At 51.0% G+C, this 25761-nt stretch carries 18 protein-coding genes; 6 read left to right on the plus strand and 12 right to left on the minus strand.

Annotation, left to right across the window (positions count from 1 at the left end):
- The 6 genes from PGRAT_RS19090 to PGRAT_RS19120 form a co-directional block, all read right to left on the minus strand.
- A complete protein-coding gene (locus tag PGRAT_RS19090; protein ID WP_025707105.1) occupies positions 1 to 1167 on the minus strand; it encodes a hypothetical protein in 1167 nt (388 codons plus the stop codon).
- Between the two features lie 342 nt (positions 1168 to 1509).
- Positions 1510 to 2610 carry a winged helix DNA-binding domain-containing protein gene (locus PGRAT_RS19095; protein WP_025707106.1) on the minus strand — a complete coding sequence of 367 codons (1101 nt, stop codon included), beginning with the start codon at positions 2608 to 2610 and terminating at the stop codon, positions 1510 to 1512.
- A gap of 555 nt (positions 2611 to 3165) precedes the next feature.
- On the minus strand, positions 3166 to 5376 hold the full coding sequence (locus tag PGRAT_RS19105; protein WP_025707108.1) for an alginate lyase family protein: 2211 nt from the start codon (positions 5374 to 5376) through the stop codon (positions 3166 to 3168).
- A gap of 40 nt (positions 5377 to 5416) precedes the next feature.
- A complete protein-coding gene (locus PGRAT_RS19110; RefSeq protein ID WP_025707109.1) occupies positions 5417 to 6286 on the minus strand; it encodes a carbohydrate ABC transporter permease in 870 nt (289 codons plus the stop codon).
- A gap of 24 nt (positions 6287 to 6310) precedes the next feature.
- A complete protein-coding gene (locus PGRAT_RS19115; protein ID WP_036705947.1) occupies positions 6311 to 7219 on the minus strand; it encodes an ABC transporter permease in 909 nt (302 codons plus the stop codon).
- Between the two features lie 77 nt (positions 7220 to 7296).
- Positions 7297 to 8862: an extracellular solute-binding protein gene (locus PGRAT_RS19120; RefSeq protein WP_025707110.1), complete on the minus strand. Its 1566-nt coding sequence runs from the start codon at positions 8860 to 8862 to the stop codon at positions 7297 to 7299.
- Between the two features lie 225 nt (positions 8863 to 9087).
- Between PGRAT_RS19120 and PGRAT_RS19125 the strand changes: the two genes are divergently transcribed.
- From PGRAT_RS19125 to PGRAT_RS19150, 6 genes are all read left to right on the plus strand, one after another.
- On the plus strand, positions 9088 to 10893 hold the full coding sequence (locus PGRAT_RS19125; RefSeq protein WP_025707111.1) for a cache domain-containing sensor histidine kinase: 1806 nt from the start codon (positions 9088 to 9090) through the stop codon (positions 10891 to 10893).
- The gene (locus tag PGRAT_RS19130) at positions 10880 to 12499 is read left to right on the plus strand and encodes a helix-turn-helix domain-containing protein (protein WP_025707112.1); all 1620 of its coding nucleotides are present in this window, start codon (positions 10880 to 10882) and stop codon (positions 12497 to 12499) included. The genes PGRAT_RS19125 and PGRAT_RS19130 overlap by 14 nt, the downstream gene beginning before the upstream one ends.
- A 65-nt stretch (positions 12500 to 12564) precedes the next feature.
- Positions 12565 to 13470: a sugar phosphate isomerase/epimerase gene (locus PGRAT_RS19135; RefSeq protein ID WP_025707113.1), complete on the plus strand. Its 906-nt coding sequence runs from the start codon at positions 12565 to 12567 to the stop codon at positions 13468 to 13470.
- 73 nt (positions 13471 to 13543) lie between these two features.
- On the plus strand, positions 13544 to 13978 hold the full coding sequence (locus tag PGRAT_RS19140) for a VOC family protein (RefSeq protein ID WP_025707114.1): 435 nt from the start codon (positions 13544 to 13546) through the stop codon (positions 13976 to 13978).
- A gap of 124 nt (positions 13979 to 14102) precedes the next feature.
- Complete coding sequence (locus PGRAT_RS19145) at positions 14103 to 17240, plus strand: hybrid sensor histidine kinase/response regulator (RefSeq protein ID WP_025707115.1); 3138 nt, start codon at positions 14103 to 14105, stop codon at positions 17238 to 17240.
- 139 nt (positions 17241 to 17379) lie between these two features.
- The gene (locus PGRAT_RS19150) at positions 17380 to 17784 is read left to right on the plus strand and encodes a CBS domain-containing protein (protein WP_025707116.1); all 405 of its coding nucleotides are present in this window, start codon (positions 17380 to 17382) and stop codon (positions 17782 to 17784) included.
- A gap of 79 nt (positions 17785 to 17863) precedes the next feature.
- On the opposite strand, the gene PGRAT_RS19155 is transcribed toward PGRAT_RS19150, so the two are convergent.
- The 6 genes from PGRAT_RS19155 to cysI form a co-directional block, all read right to left on the minus strand.
- On the minus strand, positions 17864 to 18142 hold the full coding sequence (locus PGRAT_RS19155) for an STAS domain-containing protein (protein ID WP_025705394.1): 279 nt from the start codon (positions 18140 to 18142) through the stop codon (positions 17864 to 17866).
- Positions 18135 to 20153, minus strand: a complete 2019-nt coding sequence (locus PGRAT_RS19160) for a methyl-accepting chemotaxis protein (RefSeq protein WP_025705395.1) — start codon at positions 20151 to 20153, stop codon at positions 18135 to 18137. The genes PGRAT_RS19155 and PGRAT_RS19160 overlap by 8 nt, the downstream gene beginning before the upstream one ends.
- 21 nt (positions 20154 to 20174) lie before the next feature.
- On the minus strand, positions 20175 to 20567 hold the full coding sequence (locus tag PGRAT_RS19165) for an ATP-binding protein (protein ID WP_025705396.1): 393 nt from the start codon (positions 20565 to 20567) through the stop codon (positions 20175 to 20177).
- A 19-nt stretch (positions 20568 to 20586) separates the two neighbouring features.
- Complete coding sequence (locus PGRAT_RS19170) at positions 20587 to 22017, minus strand: SpoIIE family protein phosphatase (protein ID WP_025705397.1); 1431 nt, start codon at positions 22015 to 22017, stop codon at positions 20587 to 20589.
- A 563-nt stretch (positions 22018 to 22580) separates the two neighbouring features.
- The gene (gene map, locus PGRAT_RS19180) at positions 22581 to 23327 is read right to left on the minus strand and encodes a type I methionyl aminopeptidase (protein WP_025705399.1); all 747 of its coding nucleotides are present in this window, start codon (positions 23325 to 23327) and stop codon (positions 22581 to 22583) included.
- Positions 23328 to 24015: 688 nt separating this feature from the next.
- Positions 24016 to 25740: an assimilatory sulfite reductase (NADPH) hemoprotein subunit gene (gene cysI / locus PGRAT_RS19185; protein ID WP_042267050.1), complete on the minus strand. Its 1725-nt coding sequence runs from the start codon at positions 25738 to 25740 to the stop codon at positions 24016 to 24018.
- Positions 25741 to 25761 lie beyond the last annotated feature (21 nt).

The raw sequence follows: 25761 nt of genomic DNA on the forward strand, positions 1-25761 counted from the left end.
TTAGCTCTGATCTCCCGTCACATCAATATCCGCATTGAATTTAAAAATATAGGCGGCAATCAGCCAGATAATCCAGCAGTTCAATCCAAAAAAGAGATACCCGAAATATCCCAGAACCGGCATCTCGGAGAAAATATGAAATTTGTCCAGATAAGGGACAGAATATTTCCAGTAGTTAGGATTGGTCGGCAGGGAATCATGGAACCACTCGCTTCCGAAATTCCACAACTCCCAGAAAAATCCGTTAAACAGTGTGGCAAGTCCAATCAGAATGACACTGGACCAGTCCCCGTTCTTGACGGGAGTAAAGGGTGTCCAGAAACCGGCAAGCGCCATGGCGGCAGAAAGCATGGGGACCAGCGCTACCCACAGCACCCAGAACAGCACATAAGGATAATACCCCATACCAAAAGCCAAAATCAGCCCCAGCACATAATAAAGGATCAGAAACGCCCGGGAGACGTTAAATTTCGGTCCGTTTTTGTAGCGGTTCCTGAATGCGCTGAAGGTCTTGAGCAGCAGGTACCACTCAAAGATTGCAGGGAGCACCGTTGTATAAGAGAGGGAAAACCAGAACACATTGCCGAAGTTCGAGAACACTTTATCGTTTGGGTAATACCAGTTTTCGATCACAAAAAAATTCAGGAATTCAAAAGCAAACCAGCTGAAGCAGGACACCACAGCCAGCAGCTGCATGACATGAGGCTTGCGTGAAATGATCGACGCACCTTTATTTCTTTTGTATACCAGCCCGTCCAGAATTAAAATAAATGACCACCATAAGGGGACAAAGGTGTAATATTCGAGGGAAATGACCAGCTTGACCCGTGCCCACATCAGGAACCAGCTCACTGCAAACACCGGCAGGCTCCACCAGAACCAGACCGGGAATGGGGTTGCACCGTCTGTCGGGGCAGCTTCCTCTTTGATCTTTTTAAAGCCAAACCAGCGGGGAAAAACCAGAACCAGCGTAATGACCAGCGCGACAATACACGCCAGGGAAAAGTACAGCAGGCTGAAGCCAGGGTCGGCCTCCGCTTTTTGTGCGGGAAATTCGCCATAGCCGGGCGGAAGTCCCTTCCACTTGGACAAGCTGCCAATCAAGGGGAGCAGAAAAATCAAAGCAAACGTCACAATCAGGAACAAGATCTTGTTTTTTCTCAGCATGGCCATAACCCCTCTTATGTAGAAAAAGTTGAGTTTGTTGATAACCGGAACTATTCGATGTCTGTCCAGATTATTCCTGCCTGGTTAGTTTGCCTTTCTACCTTTTTTCGGGGGGACCTGGCAGCAAACAAGCAAAAGACGTTCCAGATGCCAGATATGGCTGCGGAACGCCGGTTGTATATGGGGTAGGTCCGATATTCACCCAGGGCTGGCGCCATGAAACACTTCAGGATTAGCAGTATTTTCGGGTGCCCGAAGCAGCTTCACAGCATCGTCCCGGCCGGATGACCGCAGATGGCAGCTTCCACTGAATTGGCCCGGCGTTACACCTCCATCACAGGATCATCGGGCTGTGTGCGCTTCTTCACATTCAGTCTTTAACACCGGGAGTCCTAAAAAGGCGGCATACCGTTCAGCAGCCTGCATAAGCTTCTCTCTCCATTTGTGTTCCAGAGGTTCAAACGGGCTGAACTTTAACTCAATGCCCTTTGTCTTGACGGTCCGTTTCCAGGTGCCGAGGATCTGGCCGTCCGCAGCAATCGCCGGCAGAAATACACCGTTATTGCTAGGAACAATGCGCGGTGCCGTCTCCGGTTCAAGCACAGCACTGCGGTCATTGTAGCCGAGAATATATTCATCAAAACCCGGCAGCAACTGAACTTCTTTGGAGGGGAGTTGTGTCTCGGCAGGTGTTGCTGGCATCCAGTACTCAGCACCTGTAATGATTTCAGATATGAGTTTAGGCTTTACTGCCTCAAGCCCTGCCCTGGCCTCCGTTAGTGTGATTCCGGCCCACCATGCCAAATCCTTGACAGTCGCCGGTCCATGGGCTGTAAAATAGCGCAAGGCCAGCTCCGATAGTGATTCCTCGAAGGACAGCTGCCGGGAATGCTCCACCCACTTGTCGAGCAGGACAAAGGTCTGCTGTTTACCGTTCCGGGGGCCGAAGCAGATCAGACCGCTGTACGCACTATGCCACAAAATATGATAGCCCCGCTGCCCTTCGGTGCGGATGCCTTCGCCTTCAAGCAGGGCAAGCAAATCGGGCCGCCGTATGCTTCCGCCGCTCTTGAGTGCGTTATAGATGATTTTTCTCGACCGTTCCAGCGTTCCTTCATCCAGCTCCAATTGCGCCATTCTTCGCACAGCTTGCTTGAGCAGACGGGGCCCGCTCAGCCGAAGCAGCCATTTCACATCCTCCGGCGGCACACAATGAATCGTTCCGCGGAGTGTCCAGGTCAGCACAATCTTTCCTTCCGCGATCGCCCGTTCAACCGCGGCCAGCGTTGCTGAAGGCGTGCGCAGGCCAACCGCCCATACTGCCTGCAGATAATCCTGTGCCTGAAGCGCACCCAGTCTCCGGACAACTTCCTCCGGCTCAAGAGAGATCGGGCTGTTGATCAGCTGGTTAGCCAGCCTGCGGTATGCGATGTTAGTATTCATCCTTTTTATCCCCTTTACCGGATACAACCTAAGCTGAATGGCCGCTTTTCGTACCCATCCAATACTTTCCTCAAGTATATTGAAACCATCCGCAGCTTGTCCATCGGAAATCCGGCTGAAACTGCTATAAAGGTACAGCCAGGAACAGTTATACAATTTAGAAGAAAAAGGTGCATGATATAGAGTTGTACTTGTAATTTTTCTATTTTGGGATGGGCCGGGACTACAAAGAATATTCTAAGCGGACTCTCAGCGACCGCTCGGCTCAACCGCAGTATGTTTAGGGAAGCCTGTGCCGGTATCAGAGGTATTTCTACCTCTCATTCCGCCAGTTTCCCGGTTGTGCCGGTATCAGAGGTATTTTTACCTCTCATTCCGCCAGTTTCCCCGTTAGTGCCGGTATCAGAGGTATTTTTACCTCTCCTTCCGCCAGTTTCCCCGTTAGCGCCAGTATCAGAGGTATTTTTACCTCTCATTCCGCCAGTTTCCCCGTTAGCATGAAATGCAAACAACACCCATTCCTGAGCGGAATGGGTGTCTCGGAAATAACCTCAACTATACTCTCCGGTTCGATAAAACAATAACATCCCGGCTGTGAGTGGCTCCGGCAAACTCCAATGCTTCCGGCTCGTTCTTGCGGGGCAGCAGCGCTTCCGCAATGATATTGCCGGTATGATTGAGGTACCCCTCAACGTTGAAGCTGTTATGGAATAAGCAGATTTCATCCACTCTGTCTTCCATTACAATACGCAGGGCGGTAGCCTCTACGGCGGATAGTTCTACCCCGTTTCTCCGGGCAGGCAGGCGTTCGACCTTCACCTTGGGTCTTGCGGTTCCGAACGGAACGGCAAGCGTTTCAATGACCGTTCTTCCCGCAGCAGTCCAAGAACGCTTCACCACCGGGTTATCATAATAATTGCCCTGTTTGAAGATCCGTCCCGGTTCCACGGACAGCTGATCCACCTGCTGCCCGGCAGACGGATGCACAAGCAGCAGATTAGCAGCCTCCAGTTGCGTGGATATCTCCCCTGTGCGGCAATCGTACGCTACTTCTCCAGGCGGCAGATGAAAGTACTGTTCATAACGGTGCTGCTCCTTAGCTTCGAACAGATCCGCGATCAGCCAATAGCTGTTTTTGATGAACAGAACTTTCCGGGTATGGACCACCGGATCATCATAGCGGGTATAGCCGTAATGGCTGGCACAGGTGTAGTCATATTGTCCATTCGTCTGAAAATCCCAGATCCGGCAGGCAGCGGTAGTCGGCGTATTCCAGTGAAAGCTGCGGACATGCTGATCTTGTCCATCTACAACTACTGTATTGTGAGCACGGGTAGATACCGCATATTTACGCTCCTTATTCCATTCAAACAGCCCCATTCCAGAATCCGCCAGCAGTTCACGCCCGCCGGCATAGAGCACCAGGCTGAGCGCATCGGAATGGGCATGTCCGCCTACTCCAACGCCCGCCCGCATCGCCATGTACATGTCGCTATGCTTCCAGCCCTGCCGGGAGGTTAAATATCCCCCGGTTGGAAAGCAGGCTGCCGTTTCAGTTGGTTCTACAGCCTTCAGCTGATTATAGTTCTCCACAGCTTCCGGTCCCACTCTCCAGATTAGCGAGAACGGCAGCCGCTCATGTCCCAGGGCCTTGAAATCGCTGCGCTGATACAGATATGCCCCCAGGCTCATGATATCACGCAGTTCACTGGCTACCTGCAGGTCGGTATCGCCGAATTTGACCAATTGTCCGTCCGGTGCCAGCAGATGCATCATGACGACATACATTTTCTCCAGGATTTCCTGATATTCACCGGCGGCGATGCCGAGCTTGTGGAACAGCGCCACCAGCTCATATACATCGCGCATCACCACCAGATGATAGTTAGGGCTGCCTTCAAACTGCACGCCATCCGGGTATACATTCTGCCGGATATACCCCGGCATTTCACGCATGCCGTAATCCAGCCATTCTGCGGAATCCTTCAGCTCCGGCAGGAGCAGTGCCGTCTGGATTAATCCGCGAAGCTGCATGCAGACATGATTTCCATGGCTGGCATGATATTTGCGTACATATTGGCCGTGTTCATGGAAGGATTTGATCAGCTTCAGTTGGACTTCAGGCTCAAACGAAGGAGAGCTGAAGAACGTGATGAAGGCTTCCGGCAGCATAAACAGCCGCACCCCGGCAGAAAGCGGGTCCCAGGTGGAATGCTCGGCCCGGAAAGTATCGTCCACCGGCATCGGGTTATCGTCAATGAAGTGGCTCATCATGTCATTGAAGCATTTGGCGTATTTCTCATCGCCGGTCAGCGCGTACGCTCTGGACAGGCGTTTGACATAAACAAACCGCGTCAGATGCAGCTGATACTGCGAGCTGTCGTACAGCCAGCTGTTCCAATCATAGGCTCCCTTCGGGAAAACCACTCTTTTATTCTTGAACAGCGGGATATCGCCCTCTACAATCCGGTCGGCCTCGGCAATGTCCTGCTTGGCTTCCTCCTCTTGGCTGTAACTGTTCAACGCATATGCCATGAGGCTGGGAACATCCTTCACTTCGAAGTAATATCTTCCGTTGTTACCGGATGCAATAACCTCCAGATAGGCATCTCTTGCCCCAGGGACATTGCCCTCCTGCAGCTTGGCGGCTACCTCTGCAAGCTCCGGTCTGTTCAGGTCAAGCTTCGTTTTTAGGAATTTTTCATCAGACATCTGCGGTCTTGTGTACGCGGGATTGTGCCGCAAATCTTTATAACCAACAGTCATGGGGATCATCACCTTTTTGTCCAGCGGAGCTTATCCGCATTTATTCCTTAATGGAGCCCAGCATGGCCCCCTTGGCAAAATATTTCTGCAGGAACGGGTACACGATAACAATAGGCAGCATAGCCAGCAGGATTGCAGCATTTTGCACATTGGGTCCGAGATTCGCGGCCATCTGTGCATCCACTGCGGCTTCTGCCGAAATATTGGAGGCACTGATCGCCACCATCTGCCGGAGAAGCGGTTGAATCGGCCAGCGCGACGTATCATTTAAGTAGATTACGGCGGAAAAGAACTCGTTCCAGAACTGCACCATAAAGAACAGTGTAAAGGTGGCGATAATCGGTTTGGACAGCGGAAGCACAACCGAATACAAAATTCTGAACTCACCTGCACCGTCAATTCTGGCCGCTTCATCCAGGCTTTCAGGAAGGCTCTGAAAGAAAGAGCGGATAACCATGATATTAAAAGCACTGGAAGCCGCCGGAAGCACCACAGCCCAGTAGGAGTCAATCAAACCCAGATTTTTAACCACCAGATAGCTGGGAATCATGCCGCCGTGAAAGATCATGGTGAAGAAAATGAACAGCAGCATGATCCGCCGGCCGGGCAAAAACTTTTTGGACAATGCATACGCCAGTGTAACGGATACAAACAGACTTAAGAGGGTTCCCATCGCTGTAATCACCACAGAGTTTCTGACCGAAGTCAGGAAGGTATCCGCATTCAGCAGATAGGAGTAAGCATCCAGCGTCCAATGCTTGGGCCAGATGAAGAAATTCCCTGCAAGTGAGTCACCGGGCGGACTAAAGGATACAGCGATAATATACAGAAAAGGCAATATCACCAGCAAGCTGATTAAGCAGATAATCACTACAATCAGGCTGTCAAACCATGTTACCCGCAACTTCATAACGTCTCCACTCCTGTTCTAGTTCTAGAATATGCCTTCTTCTCCAAGAAGCTTTGCCGCATAATTGGCCCCGAGTACAAGGATCAGACTGGCAACGGATTTGAACATGCCTACGGTGATCGCGAAGCTGTAGTTGAATTGCTCCAGACCGATATGGTAGACGAACAGATCGAACACATTGGAGACATCGAGGTTGAGGCTGTTGGTCATCAGGAAAATTTGCATGAAGTTGGAGTCCATGGACGAGCCGAGACGGAGCAGCAGGAGAATGACGATGGTGCTTTTGATGCCGGGCAGTGTAATATGCCAGATATTCTGAAACCGGTTCGCTCCATCCACTTTGGCCGCTTCATACTGTTCAGGGTTGATCCCGGCTAGTGCCGCCAGAAAAATAATTGTCCCCCAGCCCGCATCCTTCCAAATGGACTGGAAAATAACCAGCGGCCGGAACCACTCGTTGCTGACCAGGAAATTGGCGCTGCCGCCAAACCATTCGGTGAAATAGTGATTAATCACTCCTGATGGACCGAAGAAGGAGATGGTAATCCCGTAAATAACCACCCAGGACAGAAAGTGGGGCAGGTACACTATGGTCTGCGAGACCCGCTTGAACACCTTAAGCCGCAGTTCGTTCAGCAGCAGGGATAGAATAATCGTAAAGGGAAAATAAATGACCAGGTTCAGCAAGCTGATCAGCAGCGTATTTTTCAGCAAAATATAGAAATCGGAAGTTCCGAAAAACTGTCTGAAATTATCCAGCCCGACCCAAGAGCTGTTTATAAGGCCTTTAAACGGGCTGTACTCCTTGAAAGCCAGCATCAATCCCGACATCGGAATGTAATGAAAAATCACAAAATAGAGAATTCCCGGTGCCGCCAGTAAGTAAAAGGGCCACAGCTGATTAAATCGTTTAGGGCGTAAAATTCTCTGCACAGGTCAAACCTCCTTATCCATGGGCAAAAGAAAGGGGAGAACCCCCTTCTTTGCCTCCGTGTCTCTTTTAGTTTTACTTATTTATGCTCTGCATTGTACTGGTCCAGCAGGTCCTTGGCAATCTGCGCACCTGTGCCGTTCGTCCAGGCATCAATCTCTTTCTGGACATCATCCCAAGTCCCTTCACCCAGCACATACTTCGTCATCACGGCACTCATTTTTTTGTAGCTGTCCGGATTTTTGCTCGCGGTTGCCGAGTTGTAGCTGAGGAACGGATTTTCAATTCCAACCTTGCTGATGGCATCCAGAGTAGCCCTTTGAGCCTTCAGAATCTCCGGATCCTTGGAGCCGGCATATACGTAAGGGTCGACTCTGTTTTCCAGCACAAATTGGCTCGGTTTATCTAAATCGTACTGTTTTTTCTGTTCTTCTGTCTGTACAGCGATGCCATCTTTGAAATCACTGGAATGGATTCCGGCCACTCCCGCTTTGGAGAACGCTACATTCTCCTCGGAGGCTGAGAAATCGAGGAAATCGACAATTTGCTGAACCTTGTCCTCCTTCACTGAACTTGGAATGGCCCACAGTCCGTAGTATCCGCCAAGTAAAGCTACGCCTTTTTGCCCGTTTGCACCTTCCAGGACATCGACAATGGCGATTTCGGCGTTCGGATCAGTCTGCTTCAGCTTTTCAATATTGGTCTCAGCCATATCGCTCACATTCCCCACAAAGGCGCCTGCTGTCCCGGCCAAAAACTTGCTGCGCGCCTGCCCCTGATTTTTGAGCACCGGTGCATCTTTATCGATCAGCCCTTTGCTCCATGAATCCTTGAGCCATTCCAGAAATGCCTTGTATTCAGGCGTCTGAAAGTCGCGGACGGCATTCCCGTTATCCAGCTTCCAGATATTCGGGACGCCGAAGGCGAATTGAATCGGCGCCACACCGGCAAAAGGTCCAGGGCTGTTGATGCCATCTACACCGTAGATCGAGAACGGTATGGTTTTACCTCCGCCTGCCGGGTCCTTTTCCTTGAATACAGCCAGAGCATTCGTCAGCTCATCCACTGTCTTCGGTACAGCCAGGTTGTATTTGTCGAGCCAGTCCTTGCGGATCAGGATATTGGCTTCCCCTCCGCCATACAGGCCCCGCGGCCGGGGAATTCCGTACACCTTGCCATCGACCTTGATTCCATTCCAGACTGTATCGTCGATCTTGCTGATGTTCTTAGTTTTCTCAATATAAGGAGTCAAGTCATGGAAGGCCCCCATCTTCACAAGGTTGCTAAACTTGTCGTCCTTTCCGCCATCCATCAACAGCAAATCATAGGAGTTGCCTGCCGATACAGCTACGGAGAGCTTGTCCGTGTAAGCCTCGGATGGCACGAAGGTCACGTCCAGGTCCACATTCCCCCGCTTCTCCAGGTCCTCCAGGGCTTTGTTGTTTTCCGTTGCAGGCGGGTTGCCAAAGAGAATGGTCATCGCCTTGATGCTGGCCGTTTTGCTGCCCGTTTCTGTCTTAGCGGCCCCTTCCGGTGAAGCGGAGCTTTCCGCTGCGGAATTATTGCTGCCGGAGCAGCCTGCGAGTGTGGTTACCATCAATGCCGCTGTTGCCACAAGCGGTACAAGCTTTCTTTTGAAATTCATTGTCATCCCCCGTTTGCTTGTATTGATTGCGTTTACATCGTCTTTACACTTTGGATTATAGAAGACAGCGTATCTTGTGAACATGCCGGATTCGCGCCAATGTGTAACCGTTTTTAAGATCCGCCGGAATCTGTGTTCCATAGCCATCCTTCAATGTACTATAATAATTATAGGATAGCTTATCCGCCATCCCCAGCCTAAAACCAAGTAACGGAAGTGGTTCCTATGAGTTCAACCTTCTTAAGCTTTCTGCGCCGGAGCTTTTATTTCAAAATGATTCTGGTGATGTTCGCCATTTCCGTAATTCCTCTGATTGTTTTGTCCTTTATTTCTGTAAGCGTCTCCAGTACTACTGTTGAAAAACAGGTGAACCGCTTGAACGCCCAGCTCGTCAACCAGGTCGTCGACCGGATTGAATTAACCATGACCAGGCTGCGGGAGCTGAGCGAGCAGTATTCACGCATTTCTTCCATTCAGAGCGCATTGGTATCACCATCGGCGCAATATTTCGAGGAGGTTGTCCGTAAAAAGGATCTGATCGCCGTGCTCAGCAATGCCTCGGCGATTATCGGGAACGTGGAGGGGCTTCAGGTATATTCAGCCATTACGGGGGAAGTCCTCTCTTCTGCGGAAGCCCCGGCCATGCTTGAGATTTCTCCCTACCGGCCGCTGATCGAAGCCTATTTATCCTCAGGCAAGGCCAATCTGTTCCTGGACAAGCACGCTCTGCCGGACCTGGCGATTCTGGATTCTTCAACCTACTATATTTCACGCGTCCCCTTTGACCTGTATGAAGACCTGAAAGGGGTTCTGCTGATCTCAATGAACAATGACCAATACCAGCGGCAGATTGAGAACATTCAGCTGGGTAATCAAGGGTCTATCTCTCTTTTGACCGGAGACGGGATGACGATTGCCACGACCAGCAGGCTGGAGCCGAAAGAAGATACCCAGCGGGTGCAGAATATCCTCAAGCACTGGAAGGAATTGGACCGGCCGAATCAATTCGCGGTCGGCTCTTCCATCGTCTCCGTCAAGCAGACCTCTACCTATGATAACTGGATCGTGGTTTCGGAGATACCGTCCAAGGAGCTTACCGCCAGCGCAGACATCATCCGCAGAACCGTAGCTTACTTTCTGGGGATTCTGGTTTTTCTCGGTGCACTGTGCGTTGTCGGATTCGGGTATCAGCTATACCGGCCGCTGCAGGCGGTGAAACGGCAGGTCGATGCGATCAAAAAAGGCCATTTCGATGCCCGGGTCACTCATTTTGCCAACAATGAAATCGGCGACCTGGGCCGGATGCTCAACACCATGGCTGTACGCATTCAGGACCTGCTGGCAGATCTCCATGATTCGGAGGATCTGAAGCGCAAGCTGGAAATCCGGGCGCTGCAATCGCAGATCAACCCGCATTTCATGTACAATACACTCAACACAATCCGCATGTTCGCCATGATGAAGGATTATGAAAAGATCAATACGCTGATGGGCCGGCTGGTTGCACTTCTCCGGTATTCCATGGAAAATTATGAGCAGACGGTACAGCTGCAGCAAGAGCTTGATTATCTCGCGGATTACGTGGGGCTGCTTAATATGCGTTACAAGTGCCAAGTCCATCTGGAGGCCGAAATTGAGGAGCCGCTGCGGAGCATGCAGATTCCGAAGCTCAGCCTTCAGCCGCTGATTGAAAACTCCGTCTTTCACGGTATTCTTCCGAACAAAACGCCTGAAGGGCATATTAAGGTTCATGTTTATGCCGATTCCCCAAAAAACCATATCGTCATTGAAGTGAGCGACGATGGTGTTGGACTAGGGAAGGCCGAGCTGGGGACCCTGCAGCTCCACTTGCTCCGGGAAGAGTCCACAGAGAATATCGGGCTGCAGAATGTATGGATGCGGATGAAGCTGCTGTTCGGAAATGCCGCGCAGATCCTGCTCCTCAGCCCCCCCGGAGAAGGTCTGACCATCCGTATCACGCTGCCGTTTGAGTCTGTTCTTGTGAAGGAGGAGCATCATGAACCACTATAGGGTAGTACTCGTGGAAGACGAGATTCCGGCAAGAACCGTATTCCGCCATTTTATTGAAGAGCGGGGCGATCTGTTCACTCTTGTCGGCGAAGCGGAAGACGGGCAAGACGGACTGGAGCTGTTCCTGGAGCACAAACCGGAGTTAATCGTAACCGATATCACGATGCCGGGAATGAACGGTCTGGAGATGCTCCGTGAAATTGAAAAAAGCGGGGAACGCCCGCCGCAAATCATCATTCTTACCTGTCATCAGGACTTCCATTACGCCCAGCAGGCCATTCATCTGAAAGCAGCCTCCTACCTGATCAAGGATGACTGTCTTTCTGATCCTGGCCTGTTGACCAGGACGATGGAGCAACTGGCTTCTCAGGTCCATTCGATTGATGAAACGCGGGAAAAGCAGTTCCAGCTGGAACAGCAGGTCCGGCTCAGTGAAATTGAGATTGAGCAGAGCCTGTTTCTGGACATGCTGCTGAATCCCGCCGCTGAAGCTAAATGGCTGCGCACTCTGGAGGAATCGCAGCTCCCGCTACAGGAAGCCCGATTCAAGGTGCTGTTGCTGGAGCTGGACCGGGGCTCTCTGCGTTTCCCGATCGAACAGATTGAAGAGCTGAAGCTGTGGCAGTTTGCCGGAGTCAACGTGCTGAAAGAACTGCTGGGCAGCATAGGCGCAAACAAGGTAATCGCGCTAGACAAAGGGCGTTTTCTTGCCGTCTATACCGGTGCCCTGAAGCTGGAGCGCCCCGGATTTCTGGATCAGGTGCTGGAGTCCTTTGCCGCGAATCTCAAAATGAAATGCTTTTTCCTCGAGTGCAGGTTCGGGCAAGGACTGCAGGGACGGCCTGAGGCACTCAAACGATTAGCGTCTGCCCCCTACCCTTTCTTTTACCGCTCCGATGAGAGCATCGGCATTGAGGAATGGGAACGGTTCGCTTTCTTTCAGCGCATACCGGAACCGATGAGCCGATTCTGGAGCAAGGTGCTCAAGAAAGCGCTGCTGGAGCCGCATCTCAGCACCGCTGCGCTGGAACAGGAACGCAGTTCTTTATTCCGCCAGGCCACAGAGCATGGCTGGGACCCGGAACAGATCAAATCCCTGTATCTGAGAGTTTTTCTGGATATGAGCCATACCGCCATCGGAGCCGAAGGGGGTGCGGAGCTGGAAGCGGCCTTGCGGAAAAAGCTGGAGCTATGCCAAACCTTTGACTCTGTACACGAAACGACTTGCGCCTACTTCCACAAGCTTCAGCAGCTGCAGGAGGGCGGCAAAAAGATTGACTCATCCATCTCAAGGATTATTCAGCACATGCGGGAAGATCTCAGCTACCCTTACAAGCTGGAGGAACTGGCTGCTTCGATTAATTACAGCGTGCCCTATTTCAGCTCCATGTTCAAAAAAGCCGTCGGCGAAAGCTTCGTTCAATATCTGACCCGCCTGCGCATTGAGAAGGCGAAGCTGCTGCTGCTCACCACCGATTACAAGACATTCGAAATTTCCGAATCCATCGGATTCGAGAATTACAGATCGTTTAACCGGATTTTCAAAAAAGAGACTGGCGTCTCCCCTTCCGGTTACCGCCGGAAGGGGGCGGCGATGTCCGGATGAACCAAGCCGGGGCGTATGGTGCGCTTCGGCTTGGATTTTATTAACTTTATGCGAGGTGGATGTAGTTGCACCAGTTCATGATTGGGCAATACGGAGGATTTGACTTCAACAAATACCATCGGGATTTCAAGCCTGCATTCTACGGCATTGAAGCCTGCTCCTTCCCGGGAGATGAAGACTGCCGCCATTTAATGAAGGAATCAAGAACCAAAGGCTTTCGGGTAGGCGTTCATTATCCGTTCCGGGCGAATGGTTCAACCATACGGGATGCGCTGTTCCTCTCTCCTGACCAGGACGAACGCGAGGCTGCCTTTGAGCATATACGGGCTGAGCTTGAATATTTGACTTCGCTGAAGCCGGAATATGTATTGTTTCATTATCCGAAGCCGGTCATTCTGGATGACCGCGTAGACTGGAAGCTGTGGAGGTTCGGGGACCGCCGCGAGTACGTATTTGAAAGTGAGTGCACCTTAGGCGGGTTGATTGAACGCAGTGAATTCTTGTTTGAGTGGCTGGACCTCAGGAGCAGGGAGTATCATTTCACCCCTATTCTTGAATTCGACGCTTTGAACAGCTATGTTTACGAACATGAATTTTTTGAAAATCTATTGCTGAAGTACCCGCAGATTCAACTGTGCCTGGACACCGCTAGACTGTATCTGCAGGACAAGCTTGATCCCCGGTTTGACGCAAAAGCCGTCTTACGGAAGTATGCCAAATATGCCGGTCTGCTCCATCTCTCCACGGTTCAAGTCAATCACACGGTCCAGAACAGCCATTATCCGGTGCTGCCGGAGCTAAGCGTGAAGGACGGCTGGGCACCTATTGCCGAGTTTTTGCAGATCATCCGCGAGGAGAACAACCGGGTAAAAATTATGTTCGAACACCGCTCCGACTTGATCACTGACGACCAATTACAGCAGTGTTATGACTGGGTCGACGGCATTGTTAACGGTTCTGTATATTTCTAAAAGGACAGGCGCATGATACAATGTGGAAATCAAGCGCTTGCCTTACATTAACAATCTTAGAGGAGTGAAGGCTGTGGCAATTAATGTGTACTTCAATTTTAATGGAAATGCCCGTGAAGCTGTAGAGTTTTATGCCGAGGTATTTGGAACGGAAGCCCCGCGGATTATGACCTTTGGAGAAGCGCCCCCAGACCCTTCCCACCCTCTTCCCGAGGAGGCCAAACATCTGGTAATGCATGCCATGCTGTTCATTGACGGCAGTCCCGTGATGTTCTCGGATGTTTTCCCTGGCATGCCTTATGTAGAAGGGAACAACGTAAACCTTACGCTGATGAGCGACGATACCGGCAAAATCAAGGACTGGTTCAACAAGCTTAAAGAAGGCGGGACCGTCATCATGGATCTGCAGGAAACCTTCTGGAGCAAATGCTATGGCAGCCTGAAGGACAAATTCGGGATCATTTGGCAGCTAAGTCATGATAACGGCCAGGGCGCTGGCAACGCTTAAATTCACTCCCACAGGATATAGCTCTCTGAACGGTTCAGGAGATGCTGTATCCTTTTTTTGATGCAAGCATGTGAACCTGCTGCGAAAGAGGAAAACACGCAATTTGTGTCGAATAAAAGGATTCATGATGAAGAAACCCGTTGCTTTTTTTCTGAAAAACATAGCTATAGTCTTGATGTATCTGGTCATCCTTTTAGGACTGCGCTGGCTTTGGTTCACAGCTTATGCCGCACCCGAGCACCCACAGGCGGTTCAGGGCGTGCTGGATTTGCGCAGCTTTGATATTGAAAACTCCCGGTCGATTACATTGGATGGCGAATGGGAGTTTTACCCTGAACAATTTTTAACACATGAGGATTTCCCTCAGTCCGGTAAAGACATGGAGAAGCATGGTCTTGTGAAAGTTCCGGGTGACTGGAGCAGCGGATTTACGGAAGAAGGCCATTCCTCCTTCGGATACGGGACATACAGACTGCGGATTCTGACCGGCCAGCCGCTAAAAGACCCCTACGGTTTCTGGATTCAGCGCATTCAGGCGGCCTCGGAGATTGAGATTAACGGACAGAAGGAGAATCCCTTTGGCCGTTTGGCGGAATACAAGGAAGGTTATACCCCTAGGGCAGTGTCCTACACCGCGACTTATACAACCGGAGCAAAGCAGGAGATTGAGCTGCTCGTCCGCGCCGCCAATTTCGACCACCCCCGGAAAGGGGGCATCGTCCGTTCCATCCGCTTCGGATCACAAGCTGCGGTAGATACGGAGCGCTGGTATTCCATTGGCTTTCAGCTGGTCGCATTCATTATTATGCTGCTGCACGCCTTGTATGCAGGGATTTTATATTGCTTTAACCGGCAAAAAGTCTTTCTTCTTTTTTTCCTGCTCCTTGTCGCAGTCGGCATGTCCATCATCTCGGATAATGATACACTGCTGAGGCTCTGGCTGCCGATTAATTATACCTGGCTGCTGAAGATTAAGCTTTTGTCTTATATGTGGCTGTCTTTTTTTATGCTGCAGCTGTCACAAAGCTTCTCGGGAAGGCCGAAGGCCGGTATTCTTTTCAGAAGCTATGCTGCGGTACTGGGCCTGTATTCGGCTTTTATCATAATTATGCCTGCAGAATTTATTCTGTACACTACTCCCTTGTTCAGTATTTTGTATCTGCTCCCTGTAGCCGGTGTTGTCTGGAAGATTGTGCAAATGGTGCTGGGAAAACAAGAGGATGCCGTATTTCTGCTGTGTGCCGCGGTCGCCATCCTGTCCAGTGTGCTTTGGGGTGCTTTGGAATCCACGGGAAGTACCAGCAGCTTCTTTTATCCTGTTGATATTATTATTGCAATTATCGGGTTCTCCGCTTATTGGTTCAAGCGTTACTTCCGTAATTCGGAGGAGAACCTCAAGCTGAACCGGCAACTGCAGGATAATGACCGTCTAAAGGACCAGTTCCTGGCTAATACTTCGCATGAGCTTAGGACGCCGCTTCATGGCATTATCAGTATTGCCCAGACTGTCGCAGCCAAGGAACATGCCGTGATGGACCAGAAAAGTGTACAGGACATGGATCTGCTCCTGACCATCAGCCGCCGGATGTCACATCTGCTGAATGACCTGCTGGACGTAACCCGGCTTCAGGATAAACGGATTGTGCTGCAGCGGGAGCCGCTGTCTATCCAGTCGCTGGTCTCCGGCGTGATTGATATGTTCGAATTTATGACAGAGGGCCGGGCGCTCACTTTGAAAAACAACATTGCCGGCTCTCTTCCTCCGGTGTTCGCAGATGAGAAGCGACTGGTCCAGATTCTATTCAATCTGCTGCACAATGCAGTCAAATATACGATTGAAGGCAGTATAGCTGTAACTGCAGAAACTCAGGGCAAGCAAATGATCATTCATGTTGCCGATACAGGGGCCGGTATGGATGAGGAGACACTCAGCCGGATATTCAAACGCTATGAGCAAGGGCAGCAGGGGATTAATGACGGGGGCGGAATCGGCCTCGGGCTGAGCATTTGCAAACAACTCGTTGAGCTTCATCATGGAACCCTGACGGTCCGTTCACAACCAGGGCAAGGCTCGGAGTTCACCTTCACTCTTCCCCTGGCAGAGGTAACCGGCCAACCTTCTTCCCCATTTTCCAGGCAAGAGCTGCCGAAAAATGCGGAATCAACCAGACCTTCCATTCCGGCACACAGCCCTCTCGCAGACTTGTCCACAATCTGGAGCGCTGCGCATTCCGTAGAATCAGAAGGGGCTGGCGGCCGGATCCATATTCTGGCCGTGGATGATGATTCCGTTAATCTCAAGGTACTGGCCAGTATCCTCTCTACAGAGAATTACCATATCAGGACCGCGCTAAGCGCTCATGAAGCCTTGGCCATGCTGGGAACAGAGCAGTGGGATCTGCTGATCGCCGATGTGATGATGCCGCACATGTCCGGCTATGAGCTGACGCGAATTGTGCGTGAGCGTTTTTCATTATCGGAGCTGCCCATTCTGCTTCTGACGGCCCGCACACAGCCTGAAGATATTTATACCGGATTTCTGTCCGGTGCGAACGATTACCTGGTCAAACCGGTTGACGGATTGGAGCTGAAATACAGAGTCCGTTCGCTAACGGGACTGAAGCAATCCATAGATGAGATGCTGCGTATGGAAGCCGCCTATCTCCAGGCGCAGATTCAGCCGCACTTTTTGTTCAACACTTTAAATTCAATTATGGCCTTAAGCGAAATCGATACCGCCAAAATGCGCGATCTCAGTGAGGCGTTCTCCTCCTATTTGCGGATCAGCTTCGATTATATGAATTCGCACCAGCGGGTTGCGCTCTCCCATGAGCTGGAACTGGTCCGGGCTTATGTGTATATCGAGCAAGCCCGGTTCGAAGAAAGGCTGGCCGTCGAATGGGATATCGAGGACGGGATTAATCCTTCACTCCCGCCCCTAACGCTGCAGCCTCTGGTGGAGAACGCGGTCAGACACGGTCTGCTTAGCCGCTCGCGCGGAGGCCTGCTGACCATCCGCATTCGCAGCAGCGGAGGCTTCACTTTCTTCGAGGTCAGGGACAACGGGAAAGGCATGACGCAGGAACAGGTCAGCCGCCTCCTGGACAATTCCCGCAAATTCAGCCGCGGGATCGGCCTGCTCAATACAAACCGCCGTCTGACCCAATTGTATGGCCGCGGACTGTCTATTCAGAGTGAGCCGGGACAAGGAACCTCTGTCTCTTTTATGATACCGGAACCGGGTAACCCGGAAGGAAAATGAACGGTTCCCTCCGGCATCGCTAAGCCCACCGGGGTATCCCGGCATGGCAAATAGCATTTTTATATGCGTTTACATGCTAATCTGTGTTTTAATAAGGATACCGTTATCGGAAAAATCAGCTGCAAAGGAGCCAATACTTATGGAAATATCCGCCTTTTTGCTGCCCAAAGATCAGGTATCGTACATTACTTCTTCAATCACTATGCTGGAAGCCCTTGAACAACTGGAGCATCATTATTATTCAGCCATTCCGATTATTAATGAAGAAGGCAAATATGTAGGAACCCTATCCGAGGGCGACTTATTGTGGAAATTTAAGAATACTGCCGGCCTGAATTTTGAGAATATGCGTGAAGTGACCGTAAGCGAAATTCAGCAGCATGTGCACAACGAGAGCGTCGAGATTCACGCCCAGATGGAGGATATGCTAACACTGGCGGCTGACCAGAACTTCGTTCCGGTTGTCGATGACAAGGGAATCTTTCTGGGCATCATCCGCCGGAAAGATATCATTGAATATTACACCCGGAATATCACCGATTAGTTCATGTTCAATCTGCATACAGCAGCGGCTGCGCCGTCCTCTGGAGGACAGCGCAGCCGCTGCTGTTGCATGTATGCTTTTATACAATTTCAAACACATGGGTCAATCTGGTTAATTCGAAAATCTTCAGCACATTGGCATTTAGTGCCTTAAGTTTTATGGTGCCGCCATTCTCTACGCATTTCTTGTAAGAGCTGACAATCACCCCAAGCCCGGTGCTGTCGATAAAGGCGCAGCCGCCAAAATCAAGCACAAAGCTGGAGAACCCCTCGTCAATATGTCCCCTGATCTTTTCTCTGAATTCACTGGCCTCTTCCACGGAGAACATCTCCGGCATGTCAATTACAATTTCACTCAACCTGCTCACCCCTGATTATAAATTTCTCTACGAGAATCTCCAGTTCATTCGCCATGGCGCTTACTTCCTGGGCTGAAGCTGCAAAGTTTGTAACGGTTGCCGCCTGCTCCTCTGTCGCACTGGATACATTCTCGCTGTTGATGGCTGCCAGTTCCGAAATGGACCCCATGGAATCAATCAGCTTGATAATCTGATCGGAGGTTGCCACCTCGTCTTGGGTAATATCCAGAATCTCCTTAACACTGCCCGTAATAAGCTCAACAGAATTGATAATATGTACAAAGGCATGATCCGTCTCGGTCACCACGCGTACGCCGCCCTCAACCGCCTCTGTTGCCCCTCTCATGGAATCTACCGCCTGAGTAATCCGCGTTATCATGTCGCTCACCAGAGCTGAGATTTCAGTCGCCTGCCTATGGGTTTCATCTGACAGCTTCCGCACCTCTTCGGCCACCACACTGAACCCCCGGCCATGTTCCCCTGCCCGTGCCGCTTCAATAGCCGCATTGAGTGCCAGCAAATTGGTTTGCTGGGCAATCGCGTTGATCGTGCCAATGATTGTGGATACCTGGTCTGACAGCTCACTAACGGCCTGCAGCTGCTCTTCCGTCTCCTGAGTGCTGCTGCTGATGGTGTTCATCGCTTCAACAGTGTCCATCACCTGCGCTCTTCCCCGCTGGGCCGCCTGATTGGTGATATCCGCATTGCCGGAAGTAGCCGCTGCTTTGCTCTGGGCCATCTGCACCAGACTGGAGAGCTGCACCAGCACCTGGGAGGCATTTACAACTGACTGGTTGTTGTTCTCCGCTCCAGCGGCAATTTCCTGAGTACTCGAACTGATCTCCTCAATCGATGCGCTGATTTCCTCCGAAGAGGCTGCCATTTCTTCCGACATCGAGGTCAGGGAGACCGAACCTGCCCTTACCTTTTCAATGATGGCCTTCTGCTTGTCAATCATCGTATTGAAAGCTTCACTCAGCTCCTGCAGCTCGTCTCCCGAGCGGATGGAGGTATGAACGGTCAGATTGCCTTCACCGGCACGTGACATTGCCTGTTCCAGCTTAATAACCGGATTCACAATATTCCGCGTAGTGAAGAAATAAGCCACCAGTAAGGCGATCAATATGAAGGCTATAATAATGATCAGGGTTGTGTTGCGGATTTCCGTTGCCGGGGCCATATAATCCTGGACATTGGCGGTAGTGGCCACTACCCAGTTCCCCGCAGGCTGGAAGGACATATATTTATGTACGCCTTCATAGGTGTAGAAGCCGTCGGAGGCCTTGCCGCTTTTCATGACCTGGACGAGAGCATTCAATTCCTTGTTGCTGTTGCCGTCCAGCGTCTCCTTAAGAATCTTGCCTTGTTCCGGATGATAGACAATCAGACCCGTCCGATCGATCATGTATCCATAACCGCTGTCACCAATCTTGACCTCCGCTACCGGTGCGGAAAGGGAATTGAACATAACCGTTCCGATCAGCACACCGGTAATTTGTCCATTCTGCTCCAGCGGCCGGGCGATGGCGACAATATGCTGGTTGCTGTCTTTGGAGAAAAGGACTTCACTGATGGCCTCTTTCCCCTGCAGAGCCTGTTGAAAATAATCCTGGTCCTGCGCACTTATACCAGGATTCCCCGAGCTGCTGGTGAGCAGCACTTGTCCGTCCGTGCCGGCGATCATTAACGACTCCAGCTGCTTCGCATGATCCTGCTGTATCCCGGAAATATAGGTATAAGCCTTTTTTTTGGCAGCATCACCGGCCGGGTTAGCGGCAAAGGCGGCCAGAGTATCGTTTTTGCTCGCTATACTTAGATAACTCCCCACAGCATCAAGTTCGGAATCAACCGCTTTTGCTGCCGAGGCTGTGGTATCACGCAGCTCCTCTTCAATGGTCTGCTGCAGTGTGTTAGAGGCCAGATTATAAGAAATAATGCCTGAAATCGCCAACGGCACACTGATAATCAGAAACAGCAGGATGCTTATCTTTACTTTCAAACTTAATTTCACAGAATTCTCTCCTTTTTCAGTCTACGAAGGACATACACACTTACTTATGTACATGGTGTTGCAAATCATCTCTGCCTTGTCCGAGAAGCAGCGGATAAGGTATAGACCTCTCCCGCCTTCATCCAGCAGCTCATCACTGCTGATCGCTTCCGGGAACACCAAAGACCCTGATCCTTCTCCTGAGTCCTCGACCTGGAGCTCAAGCTGCTTGCCGCTAAGCAGATACCGGACAATAATCGGCTTGGTGCAGTCGCTAAGATTACCGTGATAGTAGGCATTGGTGATGGCCTCAATTAGAATCAGCCGAATATCAAACGCATAGTCCTCCAGTCCAAGCTCCTGAATAATCCCGTCGATGATTCCCTGATGCTGCTCCAATCCATAGAGCCGAATTTCCTTTTGAACAGCGTTCATAATACACTCCTTCATTCATTCATTTAATGCTCAGGTTAAGCCAGGTGCAGTCATCCTGCAGCGGAGCCTCAGCAACTTTGTCCGTCAGATACTCATAGCTGCGGCTCAGTTCCTGACTGCCAAAGAGAAGCTCCATCCCGTCGCTGTAGAAGCAAAAACGGTCCCCGGAGTAAAAGGGGATGGTAATCTCCTCAAACTCGCTGTTTCCGAACATGCCAAGCGGCGCGCCCCTCACCGTAAGGCATTGGCTATCCTGGTCCTTTGGCACATAGATAAATTCATTAATCCCTGCACCCGCCGCCTTCAGCACACCTGCTCCAAAATCGAGCTGAAAGCAGCAGGCGGCAATATAATCTTCGCCCAGATGCAGCATTGCCTTCTGGTTCAGCTCCTTGATGGCCTGCAGCGGATCAACGGTAACCTCCAGACAATCCGCAAACAGCACCCGGAGAGCTGATATGTTCAGTGCGGCCGTGATCCCCTTGCCGGTCACATCCCCGATCATGCCGATCACCCGCTCCTCATCAATCTTATGAAAAATGAAGAAATCCCCGCTAAGGGTTCGTGCCGGAATATACAGCTTCTCCAGCTCTGCCTTGTCTTCCAGCGGAAAAACTACAGTATGCCGGTGATTCTGCAGCTTAACCGCCCGCTCCACTTCTTTTTTGCTCTCCGTGATGTCCCTCAGCACCAGCTGCAGCGCTTTTTCTTCCTCATAAATAATCGGCACCCCTGAAATCTCCACATCAAAAATCCGTTTGTCATAGCGGATCAGCCGCTGTTCAATACGGAACCTCTCTTTGACCGTTGCCCCCCAGGCCATGAGCTTATTATATTTGGCGCTTTTAAGATATTCCTCGCTAAAAAAAGCTTCGATCCTCTGGCCGATCAGCTCTTTTTTCTTTTTGCCAAACATTTTTTCACTTTGCTTGTTGGCAAACAGAATCCTGCCTCCGCTGTAGACCAGGATGGCTTCGGGGCATAGCTCGACCAGATCCCTGTACCGCTCCTCACTCTCCCGAAGCCGCTGCTCAGAGCGCACACGTTCGCTGATATCGTGAATCACTGTATAGATACATGACTTCCCCAGCATGGACATCATCCCGGTGTGAATCTCCACATCAATCTGCTGTCCTCCCGCGAGCATGTGCTTGTCCATATAAACCCTGTTTCTGCCATGCGCCCCGCCAGGCATCCCGTGCTTGATGAATGTTTCCATCCCGGATGCTTGATCCGCCTGCAGATCGGTAATATGGAGCTTCCGGAAGATGCGGAGCGGATATCCGTAGAAATCACAGGCTGCGCGGTTGGCATCGGTGATGGAACCATCCACGGGGTCCACCAGCAAAGTGATCAGATGATTGTTCTCATAAATGCAGCCATAATGCTCCATGCACTGTGCCGGGCTGGGGCTCCTGTACAGATTTTTGCATTGTTTGTCTACTGCCATATTTCTTCCTCTATTCTGATTCAGCTATTGAAGTCTTACCATTATATGCATTTCAATTGCATTCAGCCGTGAATTCCGACACATACAGCAAAAAAAACCTGTCAGAAGCTCGATCCGTGTCAATAACGCCATGGGAGATAATACACGAAAATTACTTCTGATAGTTGCATTGCCTGACTACGCTTTGGGGAAATCCTCGGATAGCATTCTTGAGGCTCTGATTTCTCTAAATAGTCCAATCTCGGACAAATTAACCGATCCTAGACGAATCAAGGTATTTATACCTTTGATTTCTCCATATGGACCGATCTCAGGCCAATCAAAGGTATTTATACCTCTGTTTTCTCCATATGGATCGATCTCAGACCAATCAAGGGTATTTTTACCTCTATTTTCTCCATATGGACCGATCTCTGGCCAATCAAGGGTATTTATACCTCTGTTTTCTCCATATGGACTAATCTCTGGCCAATCAAGGGTATTTCCGGGAGGCACCTAGCACCACATAAAAAACCGGGCGCTCCCTCCTACGAAGGTGAACGCCCGGTTCCAGGATATGCAGCTTACAGCTCTGTTAAAATAATGGTGCCTTGCGGAGTAATGGCGAGCGTATGCTCATACTGTGCGGACAGGCCGCCGTCGATGGTGCGTGCAGTCCATCCGTCCGCATCGACCTTGGTACGGTAGCTTCCGGTGTTCAGCATCGGCTCGATGGTAAATACCATACCTTCCTTGATGCGCGGTCCCTTGCCTGCAGGTCCATAATGCGGCACCTCAGGTGCTTCATGCATCTCGGAGCCGATGCCATGCCCGATAAAGTCACGCACGACCGAGAAGCCATTCGACTCGGCATAGACCTGTACGGCATGGGCGACATCTCCGATCCGGTTGCCGGCGACGGCTTGCTCAATGCCTTTGAACAAAGATTCTTTAGTGGTATCCAGCAGCTTCTGTGCCTGTTCGCTGATGCTGCCGACTGCGTAGGACCAAGCCGAATCGGCCAGCCAGCCGTTCAGGTTCACAACCATATCAATGGTCACGATATCCCCGTCTTTCAGCTCCTCCCGCTTCGGAAATCCATGGCAGATCACATCATTTACGGATGCGCAGGTTGCGTAAGGATAGCCGTGATAGCCTTTTTGCTCCGGGGTTGCTCCTTGGGAGAGGATGAATTTCTCTGCAAACTGATCGATTTCCCAGGTGGTTATTCCGGGTTGGATCATTTGAGCGATCTGCCGGTGGCATTCCGCAAGAATTTTGCCGGCTGCCCGCATTTTTTCAATCTCTTCCATTGTTTTCATGATGATCATTCGTTTCGCCTCTTCTGTACAGAACACATTACTTACTATAATGGCTCTTGGATATGATTTAATGGTACTCCTCTATATTATGAAAGATAACCGTCGAAAATCCAAATTTAATCTTGTCTATGTAACAATCTTTCCAAAATCCCACTAAATAAACAATGCAGCGGCCTGTAAGGAGGGATTGTTCAGATTCCAGGAACTGATTTGAACCTAACCAATAGGTTGGCTGCCAAAACGAACAAAACGGCTGCGCCGTCCTTGATTGGATAAGGTAGCTGGTTGGGATTTCAGTTTAGCGTTGCCTGGAGAACCCTTTATGAATCCTTCGGCAATTCTAAGTGGAAAAAGGGTAACTAATTTGCTCGTGCACCATGTTCCCCGCAAGTTTAGTGGAAAAAGGATAACTAATTCAGCTCATTTCACTCCTGAAGAAGGAATATGGCCCAATTAAGTTTCCTTTTTCCACTTGAAGCTCACATTTGTTGATTTCAGGGAAGAATAAGTTCCCTTTTTCCAACTAGCGCTGCAAAGAAGCAAGCAAGTAAGCAGTGCTAGCTGGAAAAAAGCTATCGAATCCGGCTAATTTCTATCCTTTGGGTGAATTCACTTAATCTACAAGAAAGAAATCATAAATTCCTAAAAAAAGAACAAACCCGCCCTCCTATAAAGGGAGAACGGGTTCATTTGCGGTTCAGTCATGAAAGTTGAGTCCAGAGGTAACCGCCTTGACATATCCGCTGCGGATTACAAAATCCCCGAAGTGCTCGCCGGTCTGGCGTTCCTTGGCGTAGCGGTGAATGATTGGTTCAAGCGTCTCCAGAATTTCCTTCTCATCGATGTTTTCCTTATACAGCTTATTCAGCCGGTCCCCGGTAAAGCCTGCCCCCAGATACATATTGTATCTGCCTGGAGCCTTCCCGATAAACGAGATTTCCCCCAGTGCGGGTCTGGCGCAGCCATTGGGGCAGCCGGTCATGCGGATGATGATTTCCTCATCCCGCAGCCCCGCCTCGTTAATAATCGGCTCCAGCTTATCCAGCAGGTGCGGAAGGTAACGCTCTGCTTCGGCCATGGCCAGTCCGCACGTCGGCAGCGCCACGCAGGACATTGAACTCCGCCGCAGTGCCGAATGATGCGCACCATCCGTCAATCCATACTGCTTGGCGAGCTCCACAACCTTGCGTTTCTTCGCACTGCTGACATTGGCGATCATCAGATTCTGATTGGGGGTCAGCCGGAAATCCCCATCGTGGATTAGAGCGATTTCCCGCAGGCCTGTCATAAGCCTGCTGCTTTCCGTATCCTGAATCCGTCCGCTCTGGATATACAGCGTCAGGTTCCATTTGCCGTTCACACCCTTCACCCAGCCATAACGGTCTCCGTTATGTTCAAAGTGATAGGACCGTGCCGGTTCCAGCGCCCAGCCCAGCCGGTGCTGCAGCTCGCCGGTAAACCATTCCAGACCGTGCCGGTCGATGGTGTATTTGAAGCGGGCATTTTTGCGGACAGAGCGGTTGCCGTAATCCCGCTGGATCGTGACAGTCTTCTCTGCCAGATCAATTACCTGCTCCGGCCGGCAGAAGCCGATCACCCGCCCAAGCTGCGGGTAAGTATTCGTGTCGCCATGGGTCATCCCCATGCCGCCGCCTACCGAAACATTGAACCCGGCCAATTTGCCGTCTTCCAGAATGGCAATCAAGCCAAGATCCTGGGAGAACACATCCACATCGTTGGATGGAGGGACGGCGAGGCCGATTTTGAACTTGCGCGGCAGGTAGACAGGGCCATAGATCGGTTCCACCTCTACGCCCTCTTTGCTGTCCACTACCTTTTCACCGTCGAGCCAGATTTCGTGGTAGGCCGGCGTGCGCGGCGACAGATGATCACTGATCCGGCGCGCCCACTCATAGACCTCGGCGTGGACCTCCGACTGGTACGGATTGGGACCGCTCATCACATTGCGGTTGACGTCCCCGCAGGCAGCGAGGGTGGTCATCAGCGTATCATTAATGGTCTTGATCGTTTTTTTCAGATTCCACTTGAGTACACCGTGCATTTGAAAAGCCTGTCTGGTAGTCAGCCGCAAGGTGCCGTTGCCGTATTTGTGGGCCAGCTCATCCATGACCAGCCACTGGGCCGGAGTAGCCACACCGCCTGGTGCTACTACGCGCAGCATGAACTGAAAAGCCGGCTCCAGCTTCGAGCGTTCCCGTTCGCTGCGCAAATCCCGGTCATCCTGCATGTAGCTGCCGTGGAACTTAAGCAGCCTGTTGTCATCTTCAGGAAGGCTCCCGGTAATCGGGTTACTCAGCGTTTCGACAAGCGCTCCCCGCAGATAGTTGCTCTCCAGCTTAATATGTTCAACATCGCTTGGCGGGCCGCCGACGGGCTTCACCGCTGATTCATTATTCGCCATTGCTGGTAGTCTCCTTCCGCA

The organism is Paenibacillus graminis (assembly GCF_000758705.1).
GTDB lineage: Bacteria > Bacillota > Bacilli > Paenibacillales > Paenibacillaceae > Paenibacillus_AQ > Paenibacillus_AQ graminis.

Bases quoted from the DNA above. Each gene is read 5' to 3' on its own strand.
- PGRAT_RS19105 (WP_025707108.1), bottom strand. From the start codon at position 5,376: ATGACTGTTGGTTATAAAGATTTGCGGCACAATCCCGCGTACACAAGA.
- PGRAT_RS19170 (WP_025705397.1), bottom strand. From the start codon at position 22,017: ATGGCAGTAGACAAACAATGCAAAAATCTGTACAGGAGCCCCAGCCCG.
- PGRAT_RS19145 (WP_025707115.1), top strand. From the start codon at position 14,103: ATGATGAAGAAACCCGTTGCTTTTTTTCTGAAAAACATAGCTATAGTC.
- PGRAT_RS19165 (WP_025705396.1), bottom strand. From the start codon at position 20,567: ATGAACGCTGTTCAAAAGGAAATTCGGCTCTATGGATTGGAGCAGCAT.
- PGRAT_RS19120 (WP_025707110.1), bottom strand. From the start codon at position 8,862: ATGAATTTCAAAAGAAAGCTTGTACCGCTTGTGGCAACAGCGGCATTG.
- PGRAT_RS19090 (WP_025707105.1), bottom strand. From the start codon at position 1,167: ATGCTGAGAAAAAACAAGATCTTGTTCCTGATTGTGACGTTTGCTTTG.
- PGRAT_RS19125 (WP_025707111.1), top strand. From the start codon at position 9,088: ATGAGTTCAACCTTCTTAAGCTTTCTGCGCCGGAGCTTTTATTTCAAA.
- cysI (WP_042267050.1), bottom strand. From the start codon at position 25,740: ATGGCGAATAATGAATCAGCGGTGAAGCCCGTCGGCGGCCCGCCAAGC.
- map (WP_025705399.1), bottom strand. From the start codon at position 23,327: ATGATCATCATGAAAACAATGGAAGAGATTGAAAAAATGCGGGCAGCC.
- PGRAT_RS19150 (WP_025707116.1), top strand. From the start codon at position 17,380: ATGGAAATATCCGCCTTTTTGCTGCCCAAAGATCAGGTATCGTACATT.
- PGRAT_RS19130 (WP_025707112.1), top strand. From the start codon at position 10,880: ATGAACCACTATAGGGTAGTACTCGTGGAAGACGAGATTCCGGCAAGA.
- PGRAT_RS19095 (WP_025707106.1), bottom strand. From the start codon at position 2,610: ATGAATACTAACATCGCATACCGCAGGCTGGCTAACCAGCTGATCAAC.
- PGRAT_RS19110 (WP_025707109.1), bottom strand. From the start codon at position 6,286: ATGAAGTTGCGGGTAACATGGTTTGACAGCCTGATTGTAGTGATTATC.